The sequence below is a fragment of the Streptomyces canarius genome, assembly GCF_014650735.1.
Lineage (GTDB): Bacteria > Actinomycetota > Actinomycetes > Streptomycetales > Streptomycetaceae > Streptomyces > Streptomyces olivaceoviridis.
In genome coordinates, this window is the sequence record NZ_BMVN01000002.1 from 105,519 (window position 1) to 127,821 (window position 22,303).

The window sequence follows — 22,303 nt, forward strand, 5'->3', positions numbered from 1 at the left end:
GCCGTTCACTTAACCGTTCACTTGGCCGTGGCTGAGTGGTCGCATGCCCAGGACGCCTTGGCGGTGGCCGCCTCCGCCTGGGCGCGCAGGGCACGTACGGCCTCCGCCGGGTCCTTCGCACCGTAGACGGCCGAGCCGGCGACGAACACGTCCGCTCCCGCGTCCGCGCACCGCTCGATCGTCGAGGCCGAGACCCCGCCGTCGACCTGCAACCACAGCTCCAGACCATGCTTCTTGATCAACTCACGGGTGCGGCGGATCTTCGGCAGCATGATGTCGAGGAACGCCTGGCCGCCGAAGCCGGGCTCCACCGTCATGACGAGCAGCATGTCGAGTTCCGGCAGCAGGTCCTCGAACGGCTCGATCGGCGTCGCCGGCTTGAGCGCCATGGAGGCGCGGGCGCCCTTGGCGCGGAGCTCCCGGGCGAGCCGCACCGGTGCGGCGGCGGCCTCCACGTGGAAGGTGACCGACGACGCCCCCGCCTCGACGTACTGAGGCGCCCACCGGTCGGGGTCCTCGATCATCAGATGGCAGTCCAGCGGGGTGTCCGTCGCACGGGCCAGGGACTCCACGACCGGCACACCGAGCGTGAGGTTCGGGACGAAGTGGTTGTCCATGACGTCGACATGCAGGAAGTCGGCGCCTTGGACCGCCTTGGCCTCCTCCGCGAGGCGGGCGAAGTCGGCGGACAGGATGCTGGGGTTGATCTGCACGGCCATGACCCAAGCCTGCCATGTCGCTGCGCCGGGCTGTAGCGGCGGTCCCTTGAGGCGGGGGTTCGGGTGCGGGCCGGTGGGGGTTGATCGCGCAGTTCCCCGCGCCCCTTCCGGGACCCTGCGTCATCCGGTTCTGCGGATCAGGGCCAGGTACATCGCGTCCGTGCCGTGTACGTGCGGCCAGAGCTGGATGTCCGGGCCCTCGCCGAGGTCGGGGACGCCGGCCAGGAGGGGGCGGGCGTCGATCAGCTCGGTGTCCGGGCGCTGCTTGAGCACGTCGGAGACGACCGCGCGGGTCTCCGCCAGGTGCGGGGAACAGGTGGCGTAGCCGACGACGCCGCCGACGCGGACGGAGTCGAGGGCGGTGCGCAGCAGGCCGCGCTGGAGCGGGGCGAAGTCGTCCAGGTCCTCGGGGCGGCGCCGCCAGCGGGCCTCGGGGCGGCGGCGCAGGGCGCCGAGGCCGGTGCACGGGACGTCCACCAGCACCCGGTCGAAGCTGCCGGGCCGCCACGGCGGGCGGGTGCCGTCGGCGGCGACGACCTGGTACGGCCCCGGGTTGCCGTGCAGGGCCCGGGCCACCAGCCCGGCCCGGTGCGGCTGCTTCTCCGAGGCGAGCAGCGTGGCCCCGCGCCCGGCGGCGAGCGCGGCCAGCAGCGCTGCCTTGCCGCCCGGTCCGGCGCAGCCGTCGAGCCACTTCTCGTCGGGGCCGTCGAGCGGGGCGTTCGCCAGCGCGAGGGCGACCAGCTGGCTGCCCTCGTCCTGGACGCCGGCGCGTCCCTCGCGCACGGCCTCGACCGCGCCGGGCTCGCCGCCCTCGGCGAGCCGCACGGCGTACGGCGACCAGCGCCCGGGTACGGCGGCGTCCTCGCGGAGCAGTTCCTCGGTGGTGGCCCGGCCCGGCCGGGCGACGAGCGTCACCTCGGGCCGCTCGTTGTCCGCCGCCAGCAGCCGCTCGATGCCGGCCCGGCCGCCGCCGAGGGAGTCCCAGAGCGCGGAGACGACCCAGCGGGGGTGCGAGTGCACGACGGCGAGGTGCTCCTCGGGATCCTCGTCGTAGGGCGGCGCCACCTTCTCGATCCAGCCGTCGAGATCGTCCTGGGCCACCTTCCGCAGCACGGCGTTGACGAACTTGGCCCGTCCGTCCCCGAGTACGACCCGGGCCAGCTCCACCGAGGCGGACACGGCCGCGTGCGTGGGGATGCGCGTGCCGAGCAACTGGTGCGCGCCCAGGCTCAGCACGTCGAGGACCGGCGGGTCGACCTCACGCAGCGGCCGGTCGACACAGGCGGCGATGACGGCGTCGTACGTGCCCTGCCGGCGCAGCGTGCCGTACACCAGCTCGGTGGCGAGGGCGGCGTCCCGGGCGTCGAAGTCGCCCTGCTCGCGGGCCTTCCGCAGCAGCGGGGGCAGCACGAGGTTGGCGTACGCGTCCCGCTCGTCCACCGCGCGCAGCGCCTCGAAGGCCAGGACGCGGACGGGGTCCTTCTGGGGACGGCGGTAGGGCTTGGCGGGCTTGCGGGGCCGCCGGGACTGCTCGCTCACGAAAAAGGTGCTCCGGGTGTGAAGGGGGGATGCGCCTCCAGCGTACGTCGCCCCACTCGGCCGGGGGCCCACCGCCCGGGCCCGACCGTGCCGCCGCCGGGTCGACGGCCGGCGGGGGGTGCGACCGCTGCCGACGGGCCGGCCGCCGCGCCCCGGGGCCGACAGCAGCGCGTGGGGCATCAGCCGCCCGGCACCGGGGCCCACGTGCCCCTCTGTGAAACGTCGGCCGTGTCGCCGCCCAGGGCGTCAGCCGCCCAGCGTCTCGCCGTCCGCGATGCGTACGCCGCGGGCCCAGTCGGCCGCGCGCATCGGCTTCTTGCCCTGGGCCTGCACCCAGAGCAGCTCGACGGCGTACGACCCCGTGCCCACGTGCACGCTGTTCTTGCCCACCGCCGGCCGGCCCGGGGCGAGGTCCGTGCGCTCGGGCACCGGCGTGACCTGGACGAGCTTGAGCCGCTCGCCGCGGAAGGTGGTCCAGGCACCCGGCGCGGGCGTGCAGCCGCGCACGACCCGGTCGACGCGCAACGCGGGCGCGGCCCAGTCCACCTGGGCGTCCTCGACGGTGATCTTCGGCGCCACGGTGATGCCCTCGGCGGGCTGCGGTACGGCCTTCAGCGTGCCGTCCTCGATGCCGTCCATGGTCGCGGCGAGCAGCCCCGAGCCCGCGAAGGCGAGCCGGGTGAGCAGGTCGCCGCTGGTGTCGGTGGGGCGGATCCCCTCGGTCACGGTGCCGTAGACGGGCCCGGAGTCCAGCCCCTCCTCGATGAGGAAGGTGGACGCCCCGGTGATCTCGTCGCCCGCCATGATGGCGTGCTGGACCGGCGCGGCGCCGCGCCAGGCGGGCAGCAGCGAGAAGTGCAGGTTGACCCAGCCGTGGGCGGGGATGTCCAGGGCGGCCTTCGGCAGCAGGGCGCCGTAGGCGACGACCGGGCAGCAGTCCGGGGCGATCTCCCGCAGCCGCTCCAGGAACTCCGGGTCCCGGGGCTTCAGCGGCTTGAGCACCTCGATCCCGGCCTCCTCCGCCCGCTCGGCCACGGGCGACGCGACCAGCCTGCGTCCGCGCCCGGCGGGGGCGTCGGGCCGCGTGACGACGGCGGCCACCTCGTGCCGCCCGGAGGCGAGCAGAGCGTCCAGGGCGGGAACGGCGACCTCGGGGGTACCGGCGAAGACGAGCTTCATGGGCGGGATCGGGCCTCTCGGGCGGGGGTCGGCGGGCAGCGCACCAGTCTATGACCATGGGCGGCGCGCGAGCGGGTGGGCGGCGTACGCATATGCCCGTACGCCCCCACCCCGTGACCAGCGGAGCGCAGGCGCGTTGGTCAAGACAGAGTTGACCACATCGGGCCGCTTTCGCGGCCCAATTCCTTTCAACGCCGGTTCGAGAGGCTTGTTCATGGCCGACCACGCAACCCACGACGCCCAGGCTCGGGCCAGCCTGCACTTGCTGGTGCGGGACATCGAGAGGGTCCGCCGGCAGGTGGACGCGCTGCGCACGCTCACCGCCCAGTTGGGCAACGTCTACCGCCCGCGCCGCTCCGGCCCGTCCACGGGCTTCGTCGTCTACGGACGCGCTCCCGCCCCGACGGTCCGCCTCGCCCAGGAACTCCGGGACAGTGTCGAGACCCTGGTCACGGCCGCCGTGGACTTCGACCGCTCGCTCGGCTTCTCGTGGGACGCGGTGGGCTCCGCGCTCGGGGTCACCAAGCAGGCGGTGCACCGCCGGTACGGCGCCCGCCGCGCCGCGGCCCAGGCGGCGGAGTCGGAGCGGACGCCGGAGCCGTCCGGCACCCGCACGATCAACGTGAACACCGGGCTGCCCACGGTCCCCGCGGCCCGCTCCATGCCCACCCAGCCGACCGCGGGCAGCCCGACCCTGCGCGACGACGCCCGCCCGACGGCCTTCCCGGGCCCCCGCAACGGCTGACACCCCCCTCACCGCTGCCCTCCCGGACCGGGTCCGGGAGGGCGGGCGTGTCTTCCCATCCGGCCGGACCGTCGCGTGAGCCCGGTGTCCTCACCGGCTCGGCGTGCGCCCGTCACCCGATGTCCGGCGGATCGATCCGCACCCGGACCGCCTCCCCGCTCCCCCGTGCCATCCGCGCCGCCTGGGCGGTCTTCAGGGCCGTCGCCAGTGCCGAGCCGCTGCCCGGTGGTACGCGGACCAGTGCCCGGTCCCAGTGTTCGCCGGGCGGCGGGGCGCCGGGTCTGCGGGCTCCGCCGGGCGGGGACGGCGGCAGCGGCACCGGTCCCAGCACCTCGGCGTCCGGCGGCAGGTCGACCGCCGCCAGGAACTCGGCGACGGCCGCGGGCGGCCCGGACACGGCCGCCATCCGGGACACCGGCGGGAAGCCCAGTTCGGCCCGCTCGGCCAGCTCCCGCACGGCATGCCCGACCGGGTCCCACCGCACCAGCGCCTGGACGGGCCGCAGGGTCGGCTCGGCCACCACGACCACCGTGCCGCCCTCGCTCTGGGGCCGCACCAGCACCCCGGCCGCGATCCACCGGCGCAGCGCGTCCTCCCCGGCCCGCAGGTCCGGTCGTACGAGCATGGCCCAGCCGTCCAGCAGCAGGGCCGCCGCATAGCCGCCCTCGGCGACCGGTTCCGCGCCCGGGGTGCTGACGACCAGCGCGGGCGTGTCCGGGACGGTGTCCAGCACATGCTCGCGCCCCGAGGTGCGCACCGGTACGGCGGGGAAGGCCCGCCCCAGCTCCTCGGCGGTCCGGCGCGCGCCCACGACCTGGGCGCGGAGCCGGAAGCCGCCGCACTCCGGGCAGTGCCAGGCGCCCTCCTCGCGCCCGCACCACCCGCAGCGCAAGACGCCCGCGTCCTGTCCCTGGAGCGGGCCGGAGCAGTGCCGGCACCGGGCGGGCGCCCGGCACCGGGCACAGGCCATGCGGGGCGCGTAACCACGCCGGGGCACCTGCACCAGCACCGGCCCGTGCCGCAGCCCCTCACGGGCCGCCTGCCAGGCGAGCGTGGGCAGCCGCGCGGCGCGGGCGGCCTCGTCACGCGCGAGGTCGTCGTCCCCGACCGTCCGGACGAGGGGCGCGGTCCGGCGCACCTGCTCCCGCCCGGCGACCAACGGCCGGGCCCAGCCGCTCTCGACGAGCTGGGCGGCCTCCACGGTGCAGCTCCAACTGCCCAGCAGAAAGGCGCACTTGTCGAGTGCGGCGCGCAGCAGCAGGACGTCGCGGGCGTGCGGCTGCGGGGCGTGCGGCTCGCTGTGGCTGTCGTCCCCGTCGTCCCAGATCGCGACGAGGCCCAGATCCTGGACGGGCGCGAACATCGCCGCCCGGGTCCCGACGACGGCACGCACGGAACCGCGCCGCACCGCCAGCCACTGCGCGTACCGCTTCTCGGGCCCGGCGTCGGCGGTGAGCAGCGCGTGCCGGCCGGTGCCGAGCAGCGCGGTGAGCGCGGCGTCCACGCGCGCGGCGGAGCGCCCGTCCGGTACGACGACGAGGGCGCCGCGCCCGGAGGCGAGGGTGGCGGCGACGGCCCGGGCCAGTTCCTCGCTCCACAGCGGTCCCGGCAGCGCGTTCCACACGGCCCTGGGAGCCCCTCCGGAGGCCAGGGCGTCGAGGAAGGCACCCCCGTGCTCGTACCGGCCCCAGGAGCCGTGCTCCGGTGCCGTGGGCGGGGGCAGCGGCTCGGGGGACGGGCGCTGCTCGGCGCGGGCGCTGCGCGGGGGCACGGCCAGCTGGAGGACATCGGCCAGGCTGCCCGCGTACCGGTCGGCGACGGCCCGGGCGAGGCCGAGCAGTTCCTCGCTCAGCACCGGCTCGGGCGACACGACCTGGGCGAGCGCGGCCAGCGGTCCGGAGTAGTCGGACTCGGCGCGCCGCTCGACGAGGAAGCCGTCGATGAGCCCGCCGCCCTCCCGGCGTCCGTCGCGCACCCGGTGCCGCCCGGCCCCGAACCGCACCCGCACCCGCACCCCGGGCCGGGCGTCCGCGTCCAGCTCCGCGGGCACGGCGTAGTCGAAGTACCGGTCGAGGTGCAGGACGCCCTTGTCGACCAGCACCCGTGCGACGGGCAGCTCCTCGGCGAGCGCGGCCCCCCGCCAGGTCCGGGGCTTGGCGCGCGGCACCTTCGCCTTCCGCACGCTCTCCCGGATGAGCGCGAGCTGCTCCGGCGGCGCCCCCTCGGCCCCGCCACCCCCCGACCCGTTCTCGCTGCTCACGCTTGCATTCTCGCAAACCCCACTGACAACGCGGCCGGTCCGCCGGTGCGACGGCGACGCCGGGGCCCGGCCCCCCGAAGGGAACCGGGCCCCGGCGAGGGCGGGTGGGCCGGGGTTACAGGCCCACGGCCTTGCGCAGGGCGTCCACGCGGTCCGTGCGCTCCCAGGTGAAGTCGGGCAGCTCGCGGCCGAAGTGGCCGTAGGCCGCCGTCTGGGCGTAGATCGGGCGGAGCAGGTCGAGGTCGCGGATGATCGCGGCCGGGCGGAGGTCGAAGACCTCGTCGATCGCCTTCTCGATCTTCTCCGGCTCGATCTTGTGGGTGCCGAAGGTCTCCACGAACAGGCCCACCGGCTCGGCCTTGCCGATCGCGTAGGCGACCTGGACCTCGCAGCGGGAGGCCAGGCCCGCCGCCACCACGTTCTTCGCCACCCAGCGCATCGCGTACGCCGCCGAGCGGTCCACCTTGGACGGGTCCTTGCCGGAGAAGGCGCCACCGCCGTGCCGGGCCATACCGCCGTAGGTGTCGATGATGATCTTGCGGCCGGTCAGGCCGGCGTCGCCCATCGGGCCGCCGATCTCGAAGCGGCCGGTCGGGTTGACCAGCAGCCGGTAGCCCTCGGTGTCCAGCTTGATGCCTTCTTCCAGCAGCGCCTTCAGCTCCGGCTCCACCACGAACTCACGGATGTCCGGGGCGAGCAGCGACTCCAGGTCGATGTCGGAGGCGTGCTGGGAGGAGACCACCACCGTGTCCAGGCGGACGGCCTTGTCGCCGTCGTACTCGATGGTGACCTGCGTCTTGCCGTCCGGACGCAGGTAGGGGATCGTGCCGTTCTTGCGGACCTCGGACAGGCGCTTGGACAGCCGGTGCGCCAGGAAGATCGGCAGCGGCATCAGGGTCGGCGTCTCGTCGGACGCGTAGCCGAACATCAGGCCCTGGTCGCCCGCGCCCTGCCGGTCCAGCTCGTCCTCGTCGCCCTCGACCCGGGCCTCGTACGCCGCGTCGACACCCTGCGCGATGTCCGGGGACTGCGCGCCGATGGACACCGAGACACCGCAGGAGGCGCCGTCGAAGCCCTTCTTGGAGGAGTCGTAGCCGATCCCCAGGACCGTGCTGCGGACGAGGGTCGCGATGTCCGCGTACGCCTTCGTCGTCACCTCGCCGGCCACGTGCACCAGGCCGGTGGTGATGAGCGTCTCCACGGCGACCCGGGAAGACGGGTCCTCGCGCAGGAGCGCGTCGAGAATGGTGTCGCTGATCTGGTCAGCGATCTTGTCGGGGTGACCCTCGGTCACGGACTCCGAGGTGAACAGGCGACGGGACACAACGCTCCCTGTGGTTGCAGCGGCTGCTGGCTGATCATTTACGGTCGGCGCGGGGCTGCGCCTGGCGTCGACCGTGAACAGTTTATCTGTCGCACTCGACCGGCGGGCCACTGTCTCGCCTCTCGGGAGCGCTGTGACCTGCGGCACGGGCATTCTGCACAATGGCGAGCGGCCTTGGCCAGGGCCGCCACACCTGATTTCGACGCTGAGTGACCTTGACGTCGGGTTCGCCCGGTCGCCTGGCCGGCATTAGGCCAGACGCCGTACGACCAGGTCCCAGACGGTATCGGCCAGGGCTTCCTTGGGGCCGTGGGGCACCGGGGTCTCGCTGCCGTCGGCGCCCAGGACGACAGCCTCGTTCTCCTCGGAGCCGAAGGTCCTGGCCTCCCCCACCTCGTTGACCACGAGCAGGTCGCAGCCCTTGCGGGCGAGCTTGGCGCGGCCGTTGGCGAGGACGTCGTCGGTCTCGGCGGCGAAGCCGACGACGACCTGCCCCGGCCGGGCGCGGTCGGCGGAGATCTCCGCGAGAATGTCCGGATTTCGCACCAGGACGATCGGGTCCGGGTCCTGGCCGTCCCTCTTCTTGATCTTCCCGGTGGCGTAGACGGCCGGGCGGAAGTCGGCGACGGCGGCGGCCATCACCACCGCGTCGGCGTCCGCGGCGGCCTTGAGGACGGCCTCGCGCAGCTGCACGGCGGTGCCGACCCGGACGACGTCCACGCCCGCCGGGTCGGGCAGGCCGGCGTTGGCGGAGACCAGGGTCACCCGGGCGCCCCGGGCCGCGGCGGTGCGGGCGAGGGCGTAGCCCTGCTTGCCGGAGGAGCGGTTGCCGAGGAAGCGGACCGGGTCCAGCGGCTCGCGGGTGCCGCCGGCGGAGACGACGACGTGCCGCCCCCGGAGGTCGGGCTCGGTGACGCCGCGGGCCAGCACCCGGCGGCACACCTCGAAGATCTCCGCCGGGTCGGGCAGCCGGCCCTTGCCGGTGTCGACGCCGGTGAGGCGGCCGACGGCGGGCTCGATGACGACGGCGCCGCGGCGGCGCAGCGTGGCCACGTTCTCCTGGGTGGCCGGGTGCTCCCACATCTCGGTGTGCATGGCCGGGGCGAAGACGACCGGGCAGCGGGCGGTGAGGAGGGTGTTGGTCAGCAGGTCGTCGGCGAGGCCGTGGGCGGCCTTGGCGAGCATGTCGGCGGTGGCCGGGGCCACGACGACCAGGTCGGCGTGCTGGCCGATGCGGACGTGGGGCACCTGGTGGACGTCGTCCCAGACCTCGGTGGCGACGGGGTTGCCGGACAGCGCGGACCAGGTGGCGGCGCCGACGAAGTGCAGCGCGGAGGCGGTCGGCACGACGCGGACGCCATGGCCCGACTCCGTGAACCTTCTCAGCAGCTCACAGGCCTTGTAGGCGGCGATGCCACCGCTGACCCCCAGCACGACCTTCGGCTTGTCCACCATGGCTCCTCGCATTCGAGAATCTGCACCACCCATGACACACCACAGGCCCGGCAGGGGGTCCCCCCGGCGTTGGCTGGGGGGAGTGACTGCCGGGCCTGTGGATAAGTCAGTCGCAATCTGAAAGTACTACTGCGCCGGGCCGTCGACGGCCTCGGAGGTCAGCAGACCTGCGTTGATCTCGCGCAGGGCGATCGACAGCGGCTTCTCGTGGACGTGGGTGTCGACGAGCGGACCCACGTACTCCAGGAGGCCCTCACCGAGCTGGGAGTAGTACGCGTTGATCTGGCGGGCACGCTTGGCCGCGTAGATCACGAGGCTGTACTTCGAGTCGGTCGCCTCAAGAAGCTCGTCGATCGGCGGGTTGATGATGCCCTCGGGCGCGGTGATGGAAGAGGACACGCTCTACCTTCCGATGGATGGGAAAGAATCAGACATCGTGATCACAGTCACGATCACACAACGTCCATCAAGGCTAGCAGCTCGCGGGCCACGTCCTCGACGGAGGTGTTGACCAAGGTCGTATCGAACTCCGGCTCGGCCGCCAGCTCGGTCTTCGCCGCCGCCAGGCGGCGGTCGATGACCTCGGGCGGCTCGGTCCCCCGGCCGGTCAGCCTGCGCACCAGCTCCTCCCAGGAGGGCGGAGCGAGGAACACCAGCTGGGCGTCGGCCATGGACTCGCGGACCTGCCGTGCGCCCTGGAGGTCGATCTCCAGCAGGACGGGCTCGCCGTTCTCCAGCCGCTCCAGCACCGCCGCGCGGGGGGTGCCGTAGCGGTTGCCGGCGAACTCGGCCCACTCCAGCAGCTCGCCGTTGGCGATCAGCTTGTCCATCTCCTCGTCGGTGACGAAGAAGTAGTGGACTCCGTGCTGCTCGCCGGGGCGCGGCTTGCGGGTCGTCGCCGAGACCGAGAGCCAGACCTCGGGGTATTCCTTGCGCATATGGGCGACGACCGTGCTCTTGCCGACCCCCGAGGGGCCGGAGAGCACGGTCAGCCGCGGACGTTCACTCATGCAGCGATTATTCCAGCAATCCCGGAGTGCCCGGGACTCCCGGTCCGCCGGGCGGCGGACTCAGGAGCCGGTGCTGCCGAACTCACGCTCCAGGGAGGCGATCTGGTTGGAACCGAGACCGCGCACGCGGCGGCTCTCGGAGATGCCCAGACGCTCCATGATCTGCTTGGCGCGGACCTTGCCCACGCCCGGCAGGGACTCCAGCAGCGCGGAGACCTTCATCTTGCCGATGACGTCGTTTTCCTGGCCCTGCTTGATGACCTCGTGCAGGGAGGCGCCGGAGTGCTTGAGTCGATTCTTGACCTCGGCCCGCTCCCGGCGAGCCGCGGCGGCCTTTTCGAGCGCGGCTGCGCGCTGTTCAGGGGTAAGGGGCGGAAGAGCCACGCCTACGTCACCTCGGATGTCGAACTGTCGGATACGGACCGGTGAGGAACCTAGTCGCCCCACACCTGGGGAGCCACGAGCAACACGCTGCCCGTCCTCCCCCACTGCCTGAGGGGCGCGGGAGGTGCCCCCACTGCTCGGAGACTAGCGGGCAAGTCCGCCAGAGTCAGCGAGAACAGCGGAAAAGTCCTGGTCAGCCTCCGTCAGGCTGGACATTTCAGACATAATGCCCCTGATTTGAGGATGTATTCACCCTCAAGTCGGCGTGATCCCGCTCAGCCGAGCACGCGCCCGGGGTTCAGACACCGGCGACGGCCGCCCGGATCTCCCCCGCGAACCGCTCCGCCGCCCCGCGCAGCGCGCTGACGTCGGGACCGTGACGCAGAACACCCCGGCTGACGTTGGGCACGACATTGCGGACGGCCGCCCCGAACACCCGGGGGAGATCGGCCGGGGTCGCGCCCTGGGCACCGATGCCCGGCGCGAGGAGCGGGCCGTTGACAGCGAGGTCGTACGAGGACAGGTCGCCGAGCGTGGCACCGACGACCGCGCCGAAGGAGCCCAGCGGCTCCTCCCCCGCGTTCTCGGCCGCCAGGTGGGCCAGCACGGTCGCCCCCACGGTCCGGCCGTCGGCGCGGACCGCGTGCTGCACCTCGCCGCCCTCCGGGTTCGAGGTCAGCGCCAGCACGAACAGGCCGGCCCCGCTCTCCCGGGCGAGCGCGACGGCCGGGCTCAGCGAGCCGTAGCCGAGGTACGGCGAGACGGTCAGGGCGTCGGAGAACAGCGGGGCGCCGGGGCGGAGGAACGCCTCGGCGTAGGCGGCCATGGTCGAGCCGATGTCGCCGCGCTTGGCGTCCATCACGACCAGGGCGCCGGCCGCGCGCGCCTCCTGGACCGACTTCTCCAGGACGGCGAGGCCGCGCGAGCCGAACCGCTCGAAGAAGGCGCTCTGCGGCTTCAGGACGGCCACCCGGTCGGCCACGGCCTCGACGACCGTGCGGCTGAACCGCTCCAGGCCGGCGACGTCGTCGTCCAGACCCCACTCGGCGAGCAGGGAGGCGTGCGGGTCGATACCGACGCACAGCGGCCCGCGCTCGTCCATGGCGCGGCGCAGCCGGGCGCCGAAGGGCTCCAACGGGCTCATGCGGACTTCCTCACGTCGGCGCCGACCGCGTCGGCGAGGGTGGCGTACGGGCTGGTGCGCAGACGGGCGGCGAGGCCCTTGTGGATCGCGCGGCACCAGAAGGGGCCCTCGTAGACGAAGGCGCTGTAGCCCTGGACCAGCGTGGCACCGGCCAGGATGCGCTGCCAGGCGTCCTCGGCGGTCTCGACGCCCCCGACGCCCACCAGGGTGATCCGGTCGCCCACGCGCGCGTACAGGCGGCGCAGGACCTCCAGGGAGCGCTCCTTGAGCGGGGCGCCGGACAGGCCGCCGGTCTCCTTGACCAGCGCGGCGGGGGACCGCAGGCCGAGGCCCTCGCGCGCGATGGTGGTGTTGGTGGCGATGATGCCGTCCAGGCCCAGCTCCACGGCGAGGTCGGCGACCGCGTCGACGTCCTCGTCGGCGAGATCGGGGGCGATCTTCACCAGCAGCGGGACGCGCCGGTGCGCGACCGTACGGTCGGCGGCCCCGCGCACCGCGGTGAGCAGCGGACGCAGGTGGTCCACCGCCTGGAGGTTGCGCAGACCGGGCGTGTTCGGCGAGGAGACGTTGACGACCAGGTAGTCCGCGTACGGCGCGAGGCGCTCGGCGGACTTCACGTAGTCGGCGACGGCCTCCGCCTCCGGGACGGCCTTGGTCTTGCCGATGTTGACGCCGACCACCGTCTTGAAGACCGGCTCACGGGTGGCCAGGCGGGCCGCCACCGCAAGGGAGCCGTCGTTGTTGAAGCCCATGCGGTTGATCAGCGCGCGGTCCGCGACGAGCCGGAACAGCCGCTTCCTGGGGTTGCCGGGCTGCGCCTCCCCCGTCACCGTGCCGATCTCGACATGGTCGAAGCCCAGCATCGACATTCCGTCGATGGCCACCGCGTTCTTGTCGAACCCGGCCGCGAGCCCGAACGGGCCGTGCATGCGCAGTCCGAACGCCTCCGTGCGCAGCTCCTTGTGGCGGGGCGCGAGGGCGGCGGCGACGAAGGTGCGCAGCACCGGGACGCGGACGGCGAGGCGGATCCAGCGGAAGGCCAGGTAGTGGGCCTTCTCGGGATCCATGCGCTGGAAGACCAGCTTGAAAAAGATCTTGTACATGGTGTCCTCACGAAGAGGGGGACACCGTTTCCGGTGTCCCCCTCGGGGCTGCTAGTCGCGGGCCGCGGTCAGGTGTTCCGCGTGTTCCTGGAGCGAGCGGACGCCCACGTCACCGTGGTTGAGGGCGTCGATGCCCTGGACGGCCGCCGCGAGCGCCTGGACGGTCGTCAGGCACGGCACGGACCGTGCCACGGCCGCCGTACGGATGTCGTAGCCGTCGAGGCGGCCACCGGTGCCGTACGGGGTGTTGACGATGAGGTCGACCTCGCCGTCGTGGATGAGCTGGACGATGGTCCGCTCGCCGTTCGGGCCGGCGCCCTCGGACTGCTTGCGCACGACCGTGGCGTTGATGCCGTTGCGCTTGAGGACCTCGGCGGTGCCGGAGGTCGCGAGCAGCTCGAAGCCGTGCGCGACCAGCTCGCGCGCCGGGAAGATCATCGAGCGCTTGTCGCGGTTGGCGACCGAGATGAACGCGCGGCCCTTGGTGGGCAGCGGGCCGTAGGCACCCGCCTGCGACTTGGCGTACGCCGTGCCGAAGACCGAGTCGATGCCCATGACCTCGCCGGTGGAGCGCATCTCCGGGCCGAGGACGGTGTCGACGCCGCGGCCGTGGATGTCGCGGAACCGAGACCACGGCATCACGGCCTCCTTGACGGAGATCGGCGCGTCCAGCGGCAGCTCGCCGCCGTCGCCGTTCTTCGGCAGCAGGCCCTCGGCGCGCAGCTCGGCGATGGTCGCGCCCAGGGAGATCCGGGCGGCGGCCTTCGCCAGCGGCACCGCGGTCGCCTTCGAGGTGAAGGGGACCGTGCGGGAGGCGCGCGGGTTGGCCTCCAGGACGTAGAGGATGTCGCCGGCCATCGCGAACTGGATGTTGATCAGGCCGCGCACGCCGACGCCCTTGGCGATGGCCTCCGTGGAGGCGCGCAGCCGCTTGATGTCGAAGCCGCCGAGGGTGATCGGGGGCAGGGCGCACGCCGAGTCGCCGGAGTGGATGCCGGCCTCCTCGATGTGCTCCATGACACCGCCGAGGTACAGCTCCTCGCCGTCGTAGAGCGCGTCGACGTCGATCTCGATGGCGTCGTCCAGGAAGCGGTCGACGAGGACCGGCCGGGAGGGGCTGATCTCGGTCGACTCGGCGATGTAGGAGGCGAGGCGGGTCTCGTCGTAGACGATCTCCATGCCGCGTCCGCCGAGGACGTACGACGGCCGGACCAGGACCGGGTAGCCGATCTCGTCGGCGATGGCCTTGGCCTCCGCGAAGGTGGTGGCGGTGCCGTGCTTGGGCGCCGGCAGGCCCGCCTCCGCGAGGACCCGGCCGAAGGCGCCGCGGTCCTCGGCCGCGTGGATGGCCTCGGGGGACGTACCCACGATCGGCACGCCGTTGTCCTTCAGGGCCTGCGAGAGGCCCAGCGGGGTCTGGCCGCCCAGCTGGACGATGACGCCCGCGATCGGGCCGGCCTGCTGCTCGGCGTGGACGATCTCCAGCACGTCCTCCAGCGTCAGCGGCTCGAAGTAGAGGCGGTCGGAGGTGTCGTAGTCCGTGGAGACGGTCTCCGGGTTGCAGTTGACCATCACGGTCTCGTACCCGGCGTCGGACAGTGCGAAGGAGGCGTGGACGCAGGAGTAGTCGAACTCGATGCCCTGGCCGATGCGGTTCGGGCCGGAGCCCAGGATGATCACGGCGGGCTTCTCGCGCGGCGCGACCTCGGTCTCCTCGTCGTAGGAGGAGTAGAAGTACGGCGTCTTCGCGGCGAACTCGGCGGCGCAGGTGTCGACCGTCTTGTAGACCGGGCGGACGCCGAGGGCGTGCCGGACCTCGCGGACGACGTCCTCGCGCAGGCCGCGGATCTCGGCGACCTGCTGGTCGGAGAAGCCGTGCCGCTTGGCCTCGGCGAGCAGGTCGCGGGTCAGCTCCGGGGCCTCGGCCAGCTCGTCCGCGATCTCCTTGATCAGGAAGAGCTGGTCCACGAACCACGGGTCGATCTTCGTGTACTCGAAGACCTCCTCCGCGGTGGCGCCCGCGCGGATGGCCTGCATGACCGTGTTGATCCGGCCGTCGGTGGGCCGTACGGCCTCGCGCAGCAGGGTCTCCTTGTCGCCGGGCTCGCCGGTGAAGGCGAACTGGCTGCCCTTCTTCTCCAGCGACCGCAGCGCCTTCTGGAAGGCCTCGGGGAAGTTGCGGCCGATGGCCATGGCCTCGCCGACCGACTTCATGGTGGTGGTCAGCGTGGAGTCGGCCTGCGGGAACTTCTCGAAGGCGAACCGCGGGGCCTTGACCACCACGTAGTCGAGCGTGGGCTCGAAGGAGGCGGGGGTCTCCTGCGTGATGTCGTTCGGGATCTCGTCCAGGGTGTAGCCGACGGCCAGCTTGGCGGCGATCTTGGCGATCGGGAAGCCGGTCGCCTTGGAGGCGAGCGCCGAGGAACGCGACACGCGCGGGTTCATCTCGATGACGATCACGCGACCGTCCTCGGGGTTCACCGCGAACTGGATGTTGCAGCCGCCGGTGTCCACGCCGACCTCGCGGATGACGGCGATGCCGATGTCCCGCAGGATCTGGTACTCGCGGTCGGTCAGCGTCATCGAGGGCGCCACGGTGATGGAGTCACCGGTGTGCACGCCCATCGGGTCGAAGTTCTCGATGGAGCAGACGACCACGACGTTGTCGTTCTTGTCGCGCATCAGCTCCAGCTCGTACTCCTTCCAGCCGAGGATGGACTCCTCCAGGAGCACCTCGGTGGTCGGGGAGAGCGTGAGGCCCTGGCCGGCGATGCGGCGCAGTTCCTCCTCGTCGTGCGCGAAGCCGGAGCCGGCGCCGCCCATGGTGAAGGACGGGCGGACCACGACCGGGTAGCCGCCGAGGGTGTCGACGCCCTTGAGGACGTCGTCCATGGAGTGGCAGATGACCGAGCGGGCGGACTCGCCGTGGCCGATCTTGCGGCGGACCTCCTCCACGACCTCCTTGAACAGGTCGCGGTCCTCGCCCTTGTGGATCGCCTCGGGCTTGGCGCCGATCAGCTCCACGCCGTACTTGGCGAGGACGCCGTTCTCGTGCAGGGAGATGGCGGTGTTCAGGGCCGTCTGGCCGCCCAGGGTGGGCAGCAGGGCGTCCGGGCGCTCCTTGGCGATGATCTTCTCGACGAACTCGGGGGTGATCGGCTCGACGTAGGTGGCGTCGGCGATCTCCGGGTCCGTCATGATCGTCGCCGGGTTGGAGTTGACGAGGACGACGCGCAGGCCCTCGGCCTTGAGCACGCGGCACGCCTGGGTGCCGGAGTAGTCGAACTCGGCGGCCTGGCCGATGACGATCGGGCCGGAGCCGATGACCAGGACGGACTGGATATCGGTGCGCTTAGGCACGCTGGCCCTCCATCAGGGAGACGAAGCGGTCGAAGAGGTAGGCGGCGTCGTGCGGGCCGGCCGCCGCTTCTGGGTGGTACTGGACGGAGAAGGCGGGCTGGTCGAGCAGCTGGAGCCCCTCCACGACGTCGTCGTTGAGGCAGACGTGGGAGACCTCGGCGCGGCCGAACTTGGTCTCGCTGACCTTGTCGAGCGGCGCGTCCACGGCGAAGCCGTGGTTGTGCGCGGTGACCTCGACCTTGCCGGTCGTACGGTCCTGGACCGGCTGGTTGATGCCCCGGTGGCCGTACTTCAGCTTGTAGGTGCCGAAGCCGAGGGCGCGGCCGAGGATCTGGTTGCCGAAGCAGATGCCGAACAGCGGGGTCCTGCGCTCCAGGACGGCGGTCATCAGCGCGACCGGGCCGTCGGCGGTCGCCGGGTCGCCGGGACCGTTGGAGAAGAACACACCGTCCGGGGCGACGGCGTAGACGTCGTCGGCCGTGGCGGTGGCGGGCAGGACGTGCACCTCGATGCCGCGCTCGGCCATGCGGTGCGGGGTCATGCCCTTGATGCCGAGGTCGATGGCGGCGACCGTGAACCGCTTCTCGCCGACCGCCGGGACGACGTACGCCTCCTGGGTCGCGACCTCCTCGTAGAGGCTCGCGCCCTTCATGTGCGGCTGGGCCTGTACGCGCTCCAGCAGCTCGGCGTCGGGGGCGACGCCCGCGCCGGAGGCGCTGTCGAGCCCAGTGCCGGAGAAGATGCCGGCGCGCATGGAGCCGCGCTCGCGCAGGTGGCGGGTGAGGGCCCGGGTGTCGATGCCGGAGATGCCGACCACGCCCTGCCGCTCCAGCTCGTCGTCCAGGGAGCGCTTGGCCCGCCAGTTGGACGGCACGCGCGCGGGGTCGCGCACGACGTAGCCGGAGACCCAGATGCGGCCGGACTCGTCGTCCTCGTCGTTCCAGCCGGTGTTGCCGATCTGGGGGGCGGTCGCGACGACGATCTGGCGGTCGTACGACGGGTCGGTGAGGGTCTCCTGGTAGCCGGTCATGCCGGTGGAGAACACGGCCTCGCCGAAGGTCTCCCCCACGGCCCCGTAGGCGCGGCCGCGGAAGATGCGGCCGTCCTCCAGGACGAGTACGGCGGGAAGCACCTGGTTCCTCTGAGAGGAGCTTCCCCTGGTGGAGGTCGTCATCGCGCGCCTTCCGTGTCGTTGGTCATCTGGTTCAGGGTGTCGACCCACTCGGTGTGCTCGGCCGCGTGGTCGGAGCGGAAGCCCGAGTCGATCAGCTTGTCGCCGAGCGCCCAGGTCACCACCAGCAGTCCGCCCTCGGTGAGGACCTTGCCGGCGATGGCCTTGTCCAGCCGGGCTCCGCGCAGGGCCGCCGTGGGGACGAAGAAGTCGGTCGCGCCGGGGCGCTCGACCTCCAGGCCCGCGTCGGTCAGGGTGAGCTCGGCCCGGCTGCGGGTGCCCAGGCCGTGGGCCACGATGCGGTCCAGCCACTGTCCGGCGGTGGTGGAGCCGTGGTAGCGGCCACTCATGCTCAGTCTGACCGGGCCGGTCTCCTCCGGCATACCAGGCTGCGGCGGCTCGCCGTCTCCGCTGAGGGCGGTGGTGGGAGACGGGCGGGCGGGCAGCTCGGGCAGGTCGCTCTGGAGGGTGCCGCGCCACTTCCAGCCCTCGCGCATCAGCCAGTAGACCAGCGCGATGAAGAGGGCCAGTCCGACGAGCCAGCCGATGCGGGCCCCCCAGTCGGTGACCTCGGCCGACTTCTTCGCCTCGGCCAGCAGGATTACAGGTGTCACGTGAGCTTCCCGTCGACGAGCGTGGCCTTGCCCCGCAGCCACGTGTGCGTCACACGGCCCGGCAGCTCACGCCCCTCGTAGGGGGTGTTGCGGCTGCGCGAGGCGAAGCCCGCGGGGTCCACCCGGCCACGGTATTCCGTGTCGACCAGGGTGAGGTTGGCGGGCTCACCAGCCGAGACGGGACGGCCGTGGCCGGTGGCCTGTCCGATCCGCGCGGGCTTGAAGGACATGCGGTCGGCGACGCCGAACCAGTCCAGCAGGCCCGTGTCGACCATGGTCTCCTGGACCACTGACAACGCGGTCTCCAGGCCGACCATGCCCATGGCGGCGGCGGCCCACTCGCAGTCCTTGTCCTCGTGCGGGTGCGGGGCGTGGTCGGTGGCGACGATGTCGATCGTGCCGTCGGCGAGCGCCTCGCGCAGGGCCAGCACGTCGCGCTCGGTGCGCAGCGGCGGGTTGACCTTGTAGACGGGGTTGTAGGTGCGCACCAGCTCGTCGGTGAGGAGCAGGTGGTGCGGAGTGACCTCGGCGGTGACCTGGATGCCCCGGGACTTGGCCCAGCGGACGATCTCGACGGAGCCGGCGGTCGACAGGTGGCAGATGTGGACGCGGGAGCCGACGTGGTCGGCGAGGAGGACGTCGCGGGCGATGATCGACTCCTCGGCGACGGCCGGCCAGCCGCCCAGGCCCAGCTCGGCGGAGACGACGCCCTCGTTCATCTGGGCGCCCTCGGTGAGCCGCGGCTCCTGGGCGTGCTGGGCGACGACACCGCCGAAGGCCTTCACGTACTCCAGCGCGCGGCGCATGATCACGGCGTCGTCCACGCACTTGCCGTCGTCGGAGAAGACGGTGACGCCGGCGGCGGACTCGTGCATGGCGCCCAGTTCGGCGAGCTTCTTGCCCTCCAGGCCGACGGTGACGGCGCCGATGGGCTGGACGTCGCAGTAGCCGTGCTCCTGGCCGAGCCGCCAGACCTGCTCGACCACACCGGCGGTGTCGGCGACCGGGAAGGTGTTGGCCATGGCGAAGACGGCCGTGTAGCCGCCGCTCGCCGCCGCACGGGTGCCGGTGAGGACGGTCTCGGAGTCCTCGCGGCCCGGCTCGCGCAGGTGGGTGTGCAGATCGACCAGGCCCGGCAGCAGCACCTTGCCGCCGGCCTCGACGACCTGGGCGCCCTCGGCGGACAGGTCCCCGCCCACCTCGGCGATGGTCCCGCCGTCGATCAGGACGTCCTGCGGCGCGCCGCCGAGCACCTTCGCACCACGGATCAGGGTCTTGCTCATGTGTCTTACTTCTCCTCGGTACGAGAGTGGGTGACGGCGGGCTCGTTGCCGCCGAGCAGCAGGTACAGGACGGCCATCCGGATGGAGACGCCGTTGGCGACCTGTTCGACGGCGGTGCAGCGGTCGGAGTCGGCGACCTCGGCGGTGATCTCCATGCCGCGCACCATCGGGCCGGGGTGCATCACGATGGCGTGCTCGGGCAGCCTGGCCATGCGGTCGCCGTCGAGGCCGTAACGCCGCGAGTACTCGCGCTCGGTCGGGAAGAAGGCGGCGTTCATGCGCTCGCGCTGGACGCGGAGCATCATCACGGCATCGGACTTGGGCAGCGTGCTGTCGAGGTCGTACGAGACCGCGCACGGCCAGGAGTCGACGCCGACCGGCACCAGGGTGGGCGGGGCGACCAGGGTGACCTCGGCACCGAGGGTGTGCAGCAGGTCGACGTTGGAGCGGGCGACCCGGCTGTGCAGGACGTCGCCGACGACGGTGATCCGCTTGCCGGACAGGTCCTGGCCGAGCCCGGCGTCGCGGCCGATGAGCCGGCGGCGCATGGTGAAGGCGTCCAGCAGGGCCTGGGTGGGGTGCTGGTGGGTGCCGTCGCCGGCGTTGATGACGGCCGCGTCGATCCAGCCGGAGTTGGCCAGGCGGTAGGGGGCTCCGGAGGCGCCGTGCCGGATGACCACGGCGTCGACGCCCATGGCCTCCAGGGTCTGCGCGGTGTCCTTCAGGGACTCGCCCTTGGACACCGAGGACCCCTTGGCGGAGAAGTTGATGACGTCCGCGGACAGGCGCTTCTCGGCGGCCTCGAAGGAGATGCGCGTGCGCGTGGAGTCCTCGAAGAAGAGGTTGACGATCGTCCGGCCGCGCAGGGTCGGCAGCTTCTTGATCGGCCGGTCCGCGACCCGGGCCATCTCCTCGGCGGTGTCGAGGATGTGGACGGCGTCGTCGCGGGTGAGGTCGGCGGCCGAGATGAGATGACGCTGCATCTGTCAGGCTCCGTAAGGCAGTTCATTCGGGAGATTTCGGGCAGGCGGGCGCGTGTTCGCGGCACGCCGGGGCGGCCGTGCGCCCGACTTGCTACTGAGCGGCCGGCTTCACACCGAGCAGCACGGTGTCGCGACCGTCCTCCTCGGCGAGCTGGACCTTGACCGTCTCCCGCAGCGACGTGGGGAGGTTCTTGCCGACGTAGTCGGCACGGATGGGCAGTTCGCGGTGGCCGCGGTCGACCAGGACCGCGAGCTGCACCGCGCGCGGGCGCCCGATGTCGTTCAGGGCGTCGAGGGCGGCGCGGATGGTGCGCCCGGAGAAGAGCACGTCGTCGACGAGGACGACCAGCCGGCCGTCGATGCCGTCGCCGGGGATCTCGGTGCGGGCCAGCGCGCGCGGCGGATGCATGCGCAGATCGTCGCGGTACATGGTGATGTCGAGCGAGCCGACCGGGACCCCGCGGTCGGTGATCTGCTCCAGCTTGGCGGCGAGCCGCTGGGCGAGGAAGACGCCGCGGGTCGGGATGCCGAGGAGCACCACGTCGTCGGCGCCCTTGGCGCGCTCGACGATCTCGTGGGCGATACGGGTGAGCACCCGTGCGATGTCGGGGCCTTCGAGAACGGGCCGCGCATCGGACGCTTGCGGATGCGCAGGCGTGATGTTCTTGTCCATACGAAACGGACCTCCTTCTCCGCCTCACGGGACGGACCTTAAAGGACGTCGGAATTGCGCCATCCACCGTAGCAGGTCACCTGACCGGTCTCGGCCGCCCCCCTGTCACCCGCTTGGCCTAATCGGTGGCCACTACCACGGAAGAGTCGGTGTGGACCATTCGGCTTGACGCACCAGAGTCACGCTGCGTAACCTCACAGTGAGTTACCAGCCGCGCGGCGGGAAACCAGCCGGCCGCGTCGACACAGTGTCCGGGGAGCTATATGTCCAGCGAATACGCCAAACAGCTCGGGGCCAAGCTCCGGGCCATCCGCACCCAGCAGGGCCTTTCCCTCCACGGTGTCGAGGAGAAGTCCCAGGGTCGCTGGAAGGCCGTGGTGGTCGGTTCGTACGAGCGCGGCGACCGTGCCGTGACCGTGCAGCGCCTGGCCGAGCTGGCCGATTTCTATGGCGTTCCGGTGCAGGAGCTCCTGCCGGGCACCACGCCGGGCGGCGCCGCGGAGCCGCCGCCGAAGCTGGTCCTGGACCTGGAGCGGCTGGCCACCGTGCCGGCCGAGAAGGCGGGCCCCTTGCAGCGCTACGCGGCGACGATCCAGTCCCAGCGCGGTGACTACAACGGCAAGGTGCTCTCCATCCGCCAGGACGACCTGCGCACACTCGCCGTCATCTACGACCAGTCCCCCTCGGTCCTCACCGAGCAGCTGATCAGCTGGGGTGTCCTGGACGCGGACGCGCGCCGCGCGGTGGCGACGCACGAAGAGGCGTAAGCGCCCGCACACGCCTCAGCAGAAACGTGCCGCCGGGGTGGCCGGAACTCTATGGTTCCGGCCACCCCGGCGGCGTTTCAGCGCCTACGACACACGCCGGAGGGCCCACAGCACAGGCGTGCTGTGGGCCCTCCGGCGTCGGCTGTCGGGCGGTTACGCCTGGTCCCGGCGCAGGGACGGCTTGAGTTCCTTCAGGCGGCCCAGCAGGCCGTTGACGAACGACGGCGACTCGTCGGTCGAGAACTCCTTCGCCAGCTGCACCATCTCGTCCAGGACGACGGCGTCCGGGGTCTCGTCGACCCAGATCAGCTCGTACGCGCCCAGCCGCAGGATGTTGCGGTCCACGACCGGCATCCGGTCGAGCGTCCAGCCCACCGCGTACTGGGCGATCAGCTCGTCGATCCGCTTCGCGTGCTCCGCGTAGCCCTCGACCAGCTGCATCGTGTACTCGCTGACCGGCGGCTGCCGGGTGTCGGACCGGGAGAGCCGGATCCAGTCCGCGAGGACCGTCAGGACGTCGGCGCCGCGCTGGTCGCCCTCGAAGAGGATCTGGAAGGCGCGCTTGCGGGCCGTGTTGCGGGCAGCCACGG

Annotated in this window: 19 protein-coding genes and 1 pseudogene; 2 read left to right on the forward strand and 18 right to left on the reverse strand. The window is 72.3% G+C overall.

The features are described from left to right. Positions 1-17: 17 nt before the first annotated feature. From rpe to fmt, 3 genes are all read right to left on the reverse strand, one after another. Positions 18-719 carry a ribulose-phosphate 3-epimerase gene (rpe, locus tag IE294_RS02915; RefSeq protein ID WP_189881979.1) on the reverse strand — a complete coding sequence of 234 codons (702 nt, stop codon included), beginning with the start codon at positions 717-719 and terminating at the stop codon, positions 18-20. A gap of 120 nt (positions 720-839) precedes the next feature. Further along, complete coding sequence (locus IE294_RS02920) at positions 840-2,258, reverse strand: RsmB/NOP family class I SAM-dependent RNA methyltransferase (RefSeq protein ID WP_189881981.1); 1,419 nt, start codon at positions 2,256-2,258, stop codon at positions 840-842. Between the two features lie 246 nt (positions 2,259-2,504). Further along, positions 2,505-3,437: a methionyl-tRNA formyltransferase gene (gene fmt / locus IE294_RS02925; protein ID WP_189881983.1), complete on the reverse strand. Its 933-nt coding sequence runs from the start codon at positions 3,435-3,437 to the stop codon at positions 2,505-2,507. A gap of 214 nt (positions 3,438-3,651) precedes the next feature. On the opposite strand from fmt, the gene IE294_RS02930 reads away from it, so the two are divergent. Next, complete coding sequence (locus tag IE294_RS02930) at positions 3,652-4,182, forward strand: hypothetical protein (protein ID WP_189881985.1); 531 nt, start codon at positions 3,652-3,654, stop codon at positions 4,180-4,182. Positions 4,183-4,294: 112 nt separating this feature from the next. Here IE294_RS02930 and IE294_RS02935 read toward each other — a convergent pair whose 3' ends face one another. From IE294_RS02935 to pyrR, 14 genes and pseudogenes are all read right to left on the reverse strand, one after another. After that, positions 4,295-6,442, reverse strand: a complete 2,148-nt coding sequence (locus IE294_RS02935; protein WP_189881987.1) for a primosomal protein N' — start codon at positions 6,440-6,442, stop codon at positions 4,295-4,297. Between the two features lie 115 nt (positions 6,443-6,557). Continuing rightward, on the reverse strand, positions 6,558-7,766 hold the full coding sequence (gene metK, locus IE294_RS02940) for a methionine adenosyltransferase (RefSeq protein ID WP_189881989.1): 1,209 nt from the start codon (positions 7,764-7,766) through the stop codon (positions 6,558-6,560). Positions 7,767-8,015: 249 nt separating this feature from the next. Further along, entirely contained in the window at positions 8,016-9,218 is a 1,203-nt protein-coding gene (coaBC, locus tag IE294_RS02945; protein ID WP_189882527.1) for a bifunctional phosphopantothenoylcysteine decarboxylase/phosphopantothenate--cysteine ligase CoaBC, read from the reverse strand. A 129-nt stretch (positions 9,219-9,347) separates the two neighbouring features. Then, positions 9,348-9,620, reverse strand: coding sequence for a DNA-directed RNA polymerase subunit omega (gene rpoZ / locus IE294_RS02950; RefSeq protein ID WP_030620214.1), 273 nt, complete (start codon positions 9,618-9,620; stop codon positions 9,348-9,350). A gap of 53 nt (positions 9,621-9,673) precedes the next feature. Then, positions 9,674-10,264 (reverse strand): annotated as a pseudogene (gmk, locus tag IE294_RS02955) (guanylate kinase); the annotation flags it as partial. 27 nt (positions 10,265-10,291) lie between these two features. After that, positions 10,292-10,615 carry an integration host factor gene (locus tag IE294_RS02960; RefSeq protein ID WP_003977346.1) on the reverse strand — a complete coding sequence of 108 codons (324 nt, stop codon included), beginning with the start codon at positions 10,613-10,615 and terminating at the stop codon, positions 10,292-10,294. 298 nt (positions 10,616-10,913) lie between these two features. Then, positions 10,914-11,759, reverse strand: a complete 846-nt coding sequence (gene pyrF, locus IE294_RS02965; RefSeq protein ID WP_189881993.1) for an orotidine-5'-phosphate decarboxylase — start codon at positions 11,757-11,759, stop codon at positions 10,914-10,916. Beyond that, the gene (locus IE294_RS02970; protein WP_189881995.1) at positions 11,756-12,862 is read right to left on the reverse strand and encodes a quinone-dependent dihydroorotate dehydrogenase; all 1,107 of its coding nucleotides are present in this window, start codon (positions 12,860-12,862) and stop codon (positions 11,756-11,758) included. The genes pyrF and IE294_RS02970 overlap by 4 nt, the downstream gene beginning before the upstream one ends. A 51-nt stretch (positions 12,863-12,913) precedes the next feature. Beyond that, positions 12,914-16,222, reverse strand: a complete 3,309-nt coding sequence (gene carB, locus IE294_RS02975; RefSeq protein ID WP_189882004.1) for a carbamoyl-phosphate synthase large subunit — start codon at positions 16,220-16,222, stop codon at positions 12,914-12,916. Then, entirely contained in the window at positions 16,215-17,396 is a 1,182-nt protein-coding gene (carA, locus tag IE294_RS02980) for a glutamine-hydrolyzing carbamoyl-phosphate synthase small subunit (RefSeq protein WP_189882012.1), read from the reverse strand. Before carA ends, carB begins: the two co-directional genes overlap by 8 nt. After that, positions 17,393-18,007: a PH-like domain-containing protein gene (locus IE294_RS02985; protein WP_189882014.1), complete on the reverse strand. Its 615-nt coding sequence runs from the start codon at positions 18,005-18,007 to the stop codon at positions 17,393-17,395. The genes carA and IE294_RS02985 overlap by 4 nt, the downstream gene beginning before the upstream one ends. Continuing rightward, positions 18,004-19,290, reverse strand: a complete 1,287-nt coding sequence (locus IE294_RS02990; RefSeq protein WP_189882016.1) for a dihydroorotase — start codon at positions 19,288-19,290, stop codon at positions 18,004-18,006. Before IE294_RS02990 ends, IE294_RS02985 begins: the two co-directional genes overlap by 4 nt. Positions 19,291-19,295: 5 nt before the next feature. Next, positions 19,296-20,273 (reverse strand): aspartate carbamoyltransferase catalytic subunit, encoded by a 978-nt coding sequence (locus IE294_RS02995; protein ID WP_014671522.1) that lies wholly within the window; start codon positions 20,271-20,273, stop codon positions 19,296-19,298. Positions 20,274-20,364: 91 nt separating this feature from the next. Continuing rightward, the gene (gene pyrR, locus IE294_RS03000; RefSeq protein WP_014671523.1) at positions 20,365-20,946 is read right to left on the reverse strand and encodes a bifunctional pyr operon transcriptional regulator/uracil phosphoribosyltransferase PyrR; all 582 of its coding nucleotides are present in this window, start codon (positions 20,944-20,946) and stop codon (positions 20,365-20,367) included. A 263-nt stretch (positions 20,947-21,209) separates the two neighbouring features. On the opposite strand from pyrR, the gene bldD reads away from it, so the two are divergent. Beyond that, positions 21,210-21,713, forward strand: coding sequence for a transcriptional regulator BldD (bldD, locus tag IE294_RS03005; protein ID WP_014671524.1), 504 nt, complete (start codon positions 21,210-21,212; stop codon positions 21,711-21,713). 153 nt (positions 21,714-21,866) lie between these two features. Here the strand turns inward: bldD and nusB are convergent, their stop codons facing one another. Beyond that, positions 21,867-22,301, reverse strand: coding sequence for a transcription antitermination factor NusB (gene nusB / locus IE294_RS03010; RefSeq protein WP_189814907.1), 435 nt, complete (start codon positions 22,299-22,301; stop codon positions 21,867-21,869). Positions 22,302-22,303 lie beyond the last annotated feature (2 nt).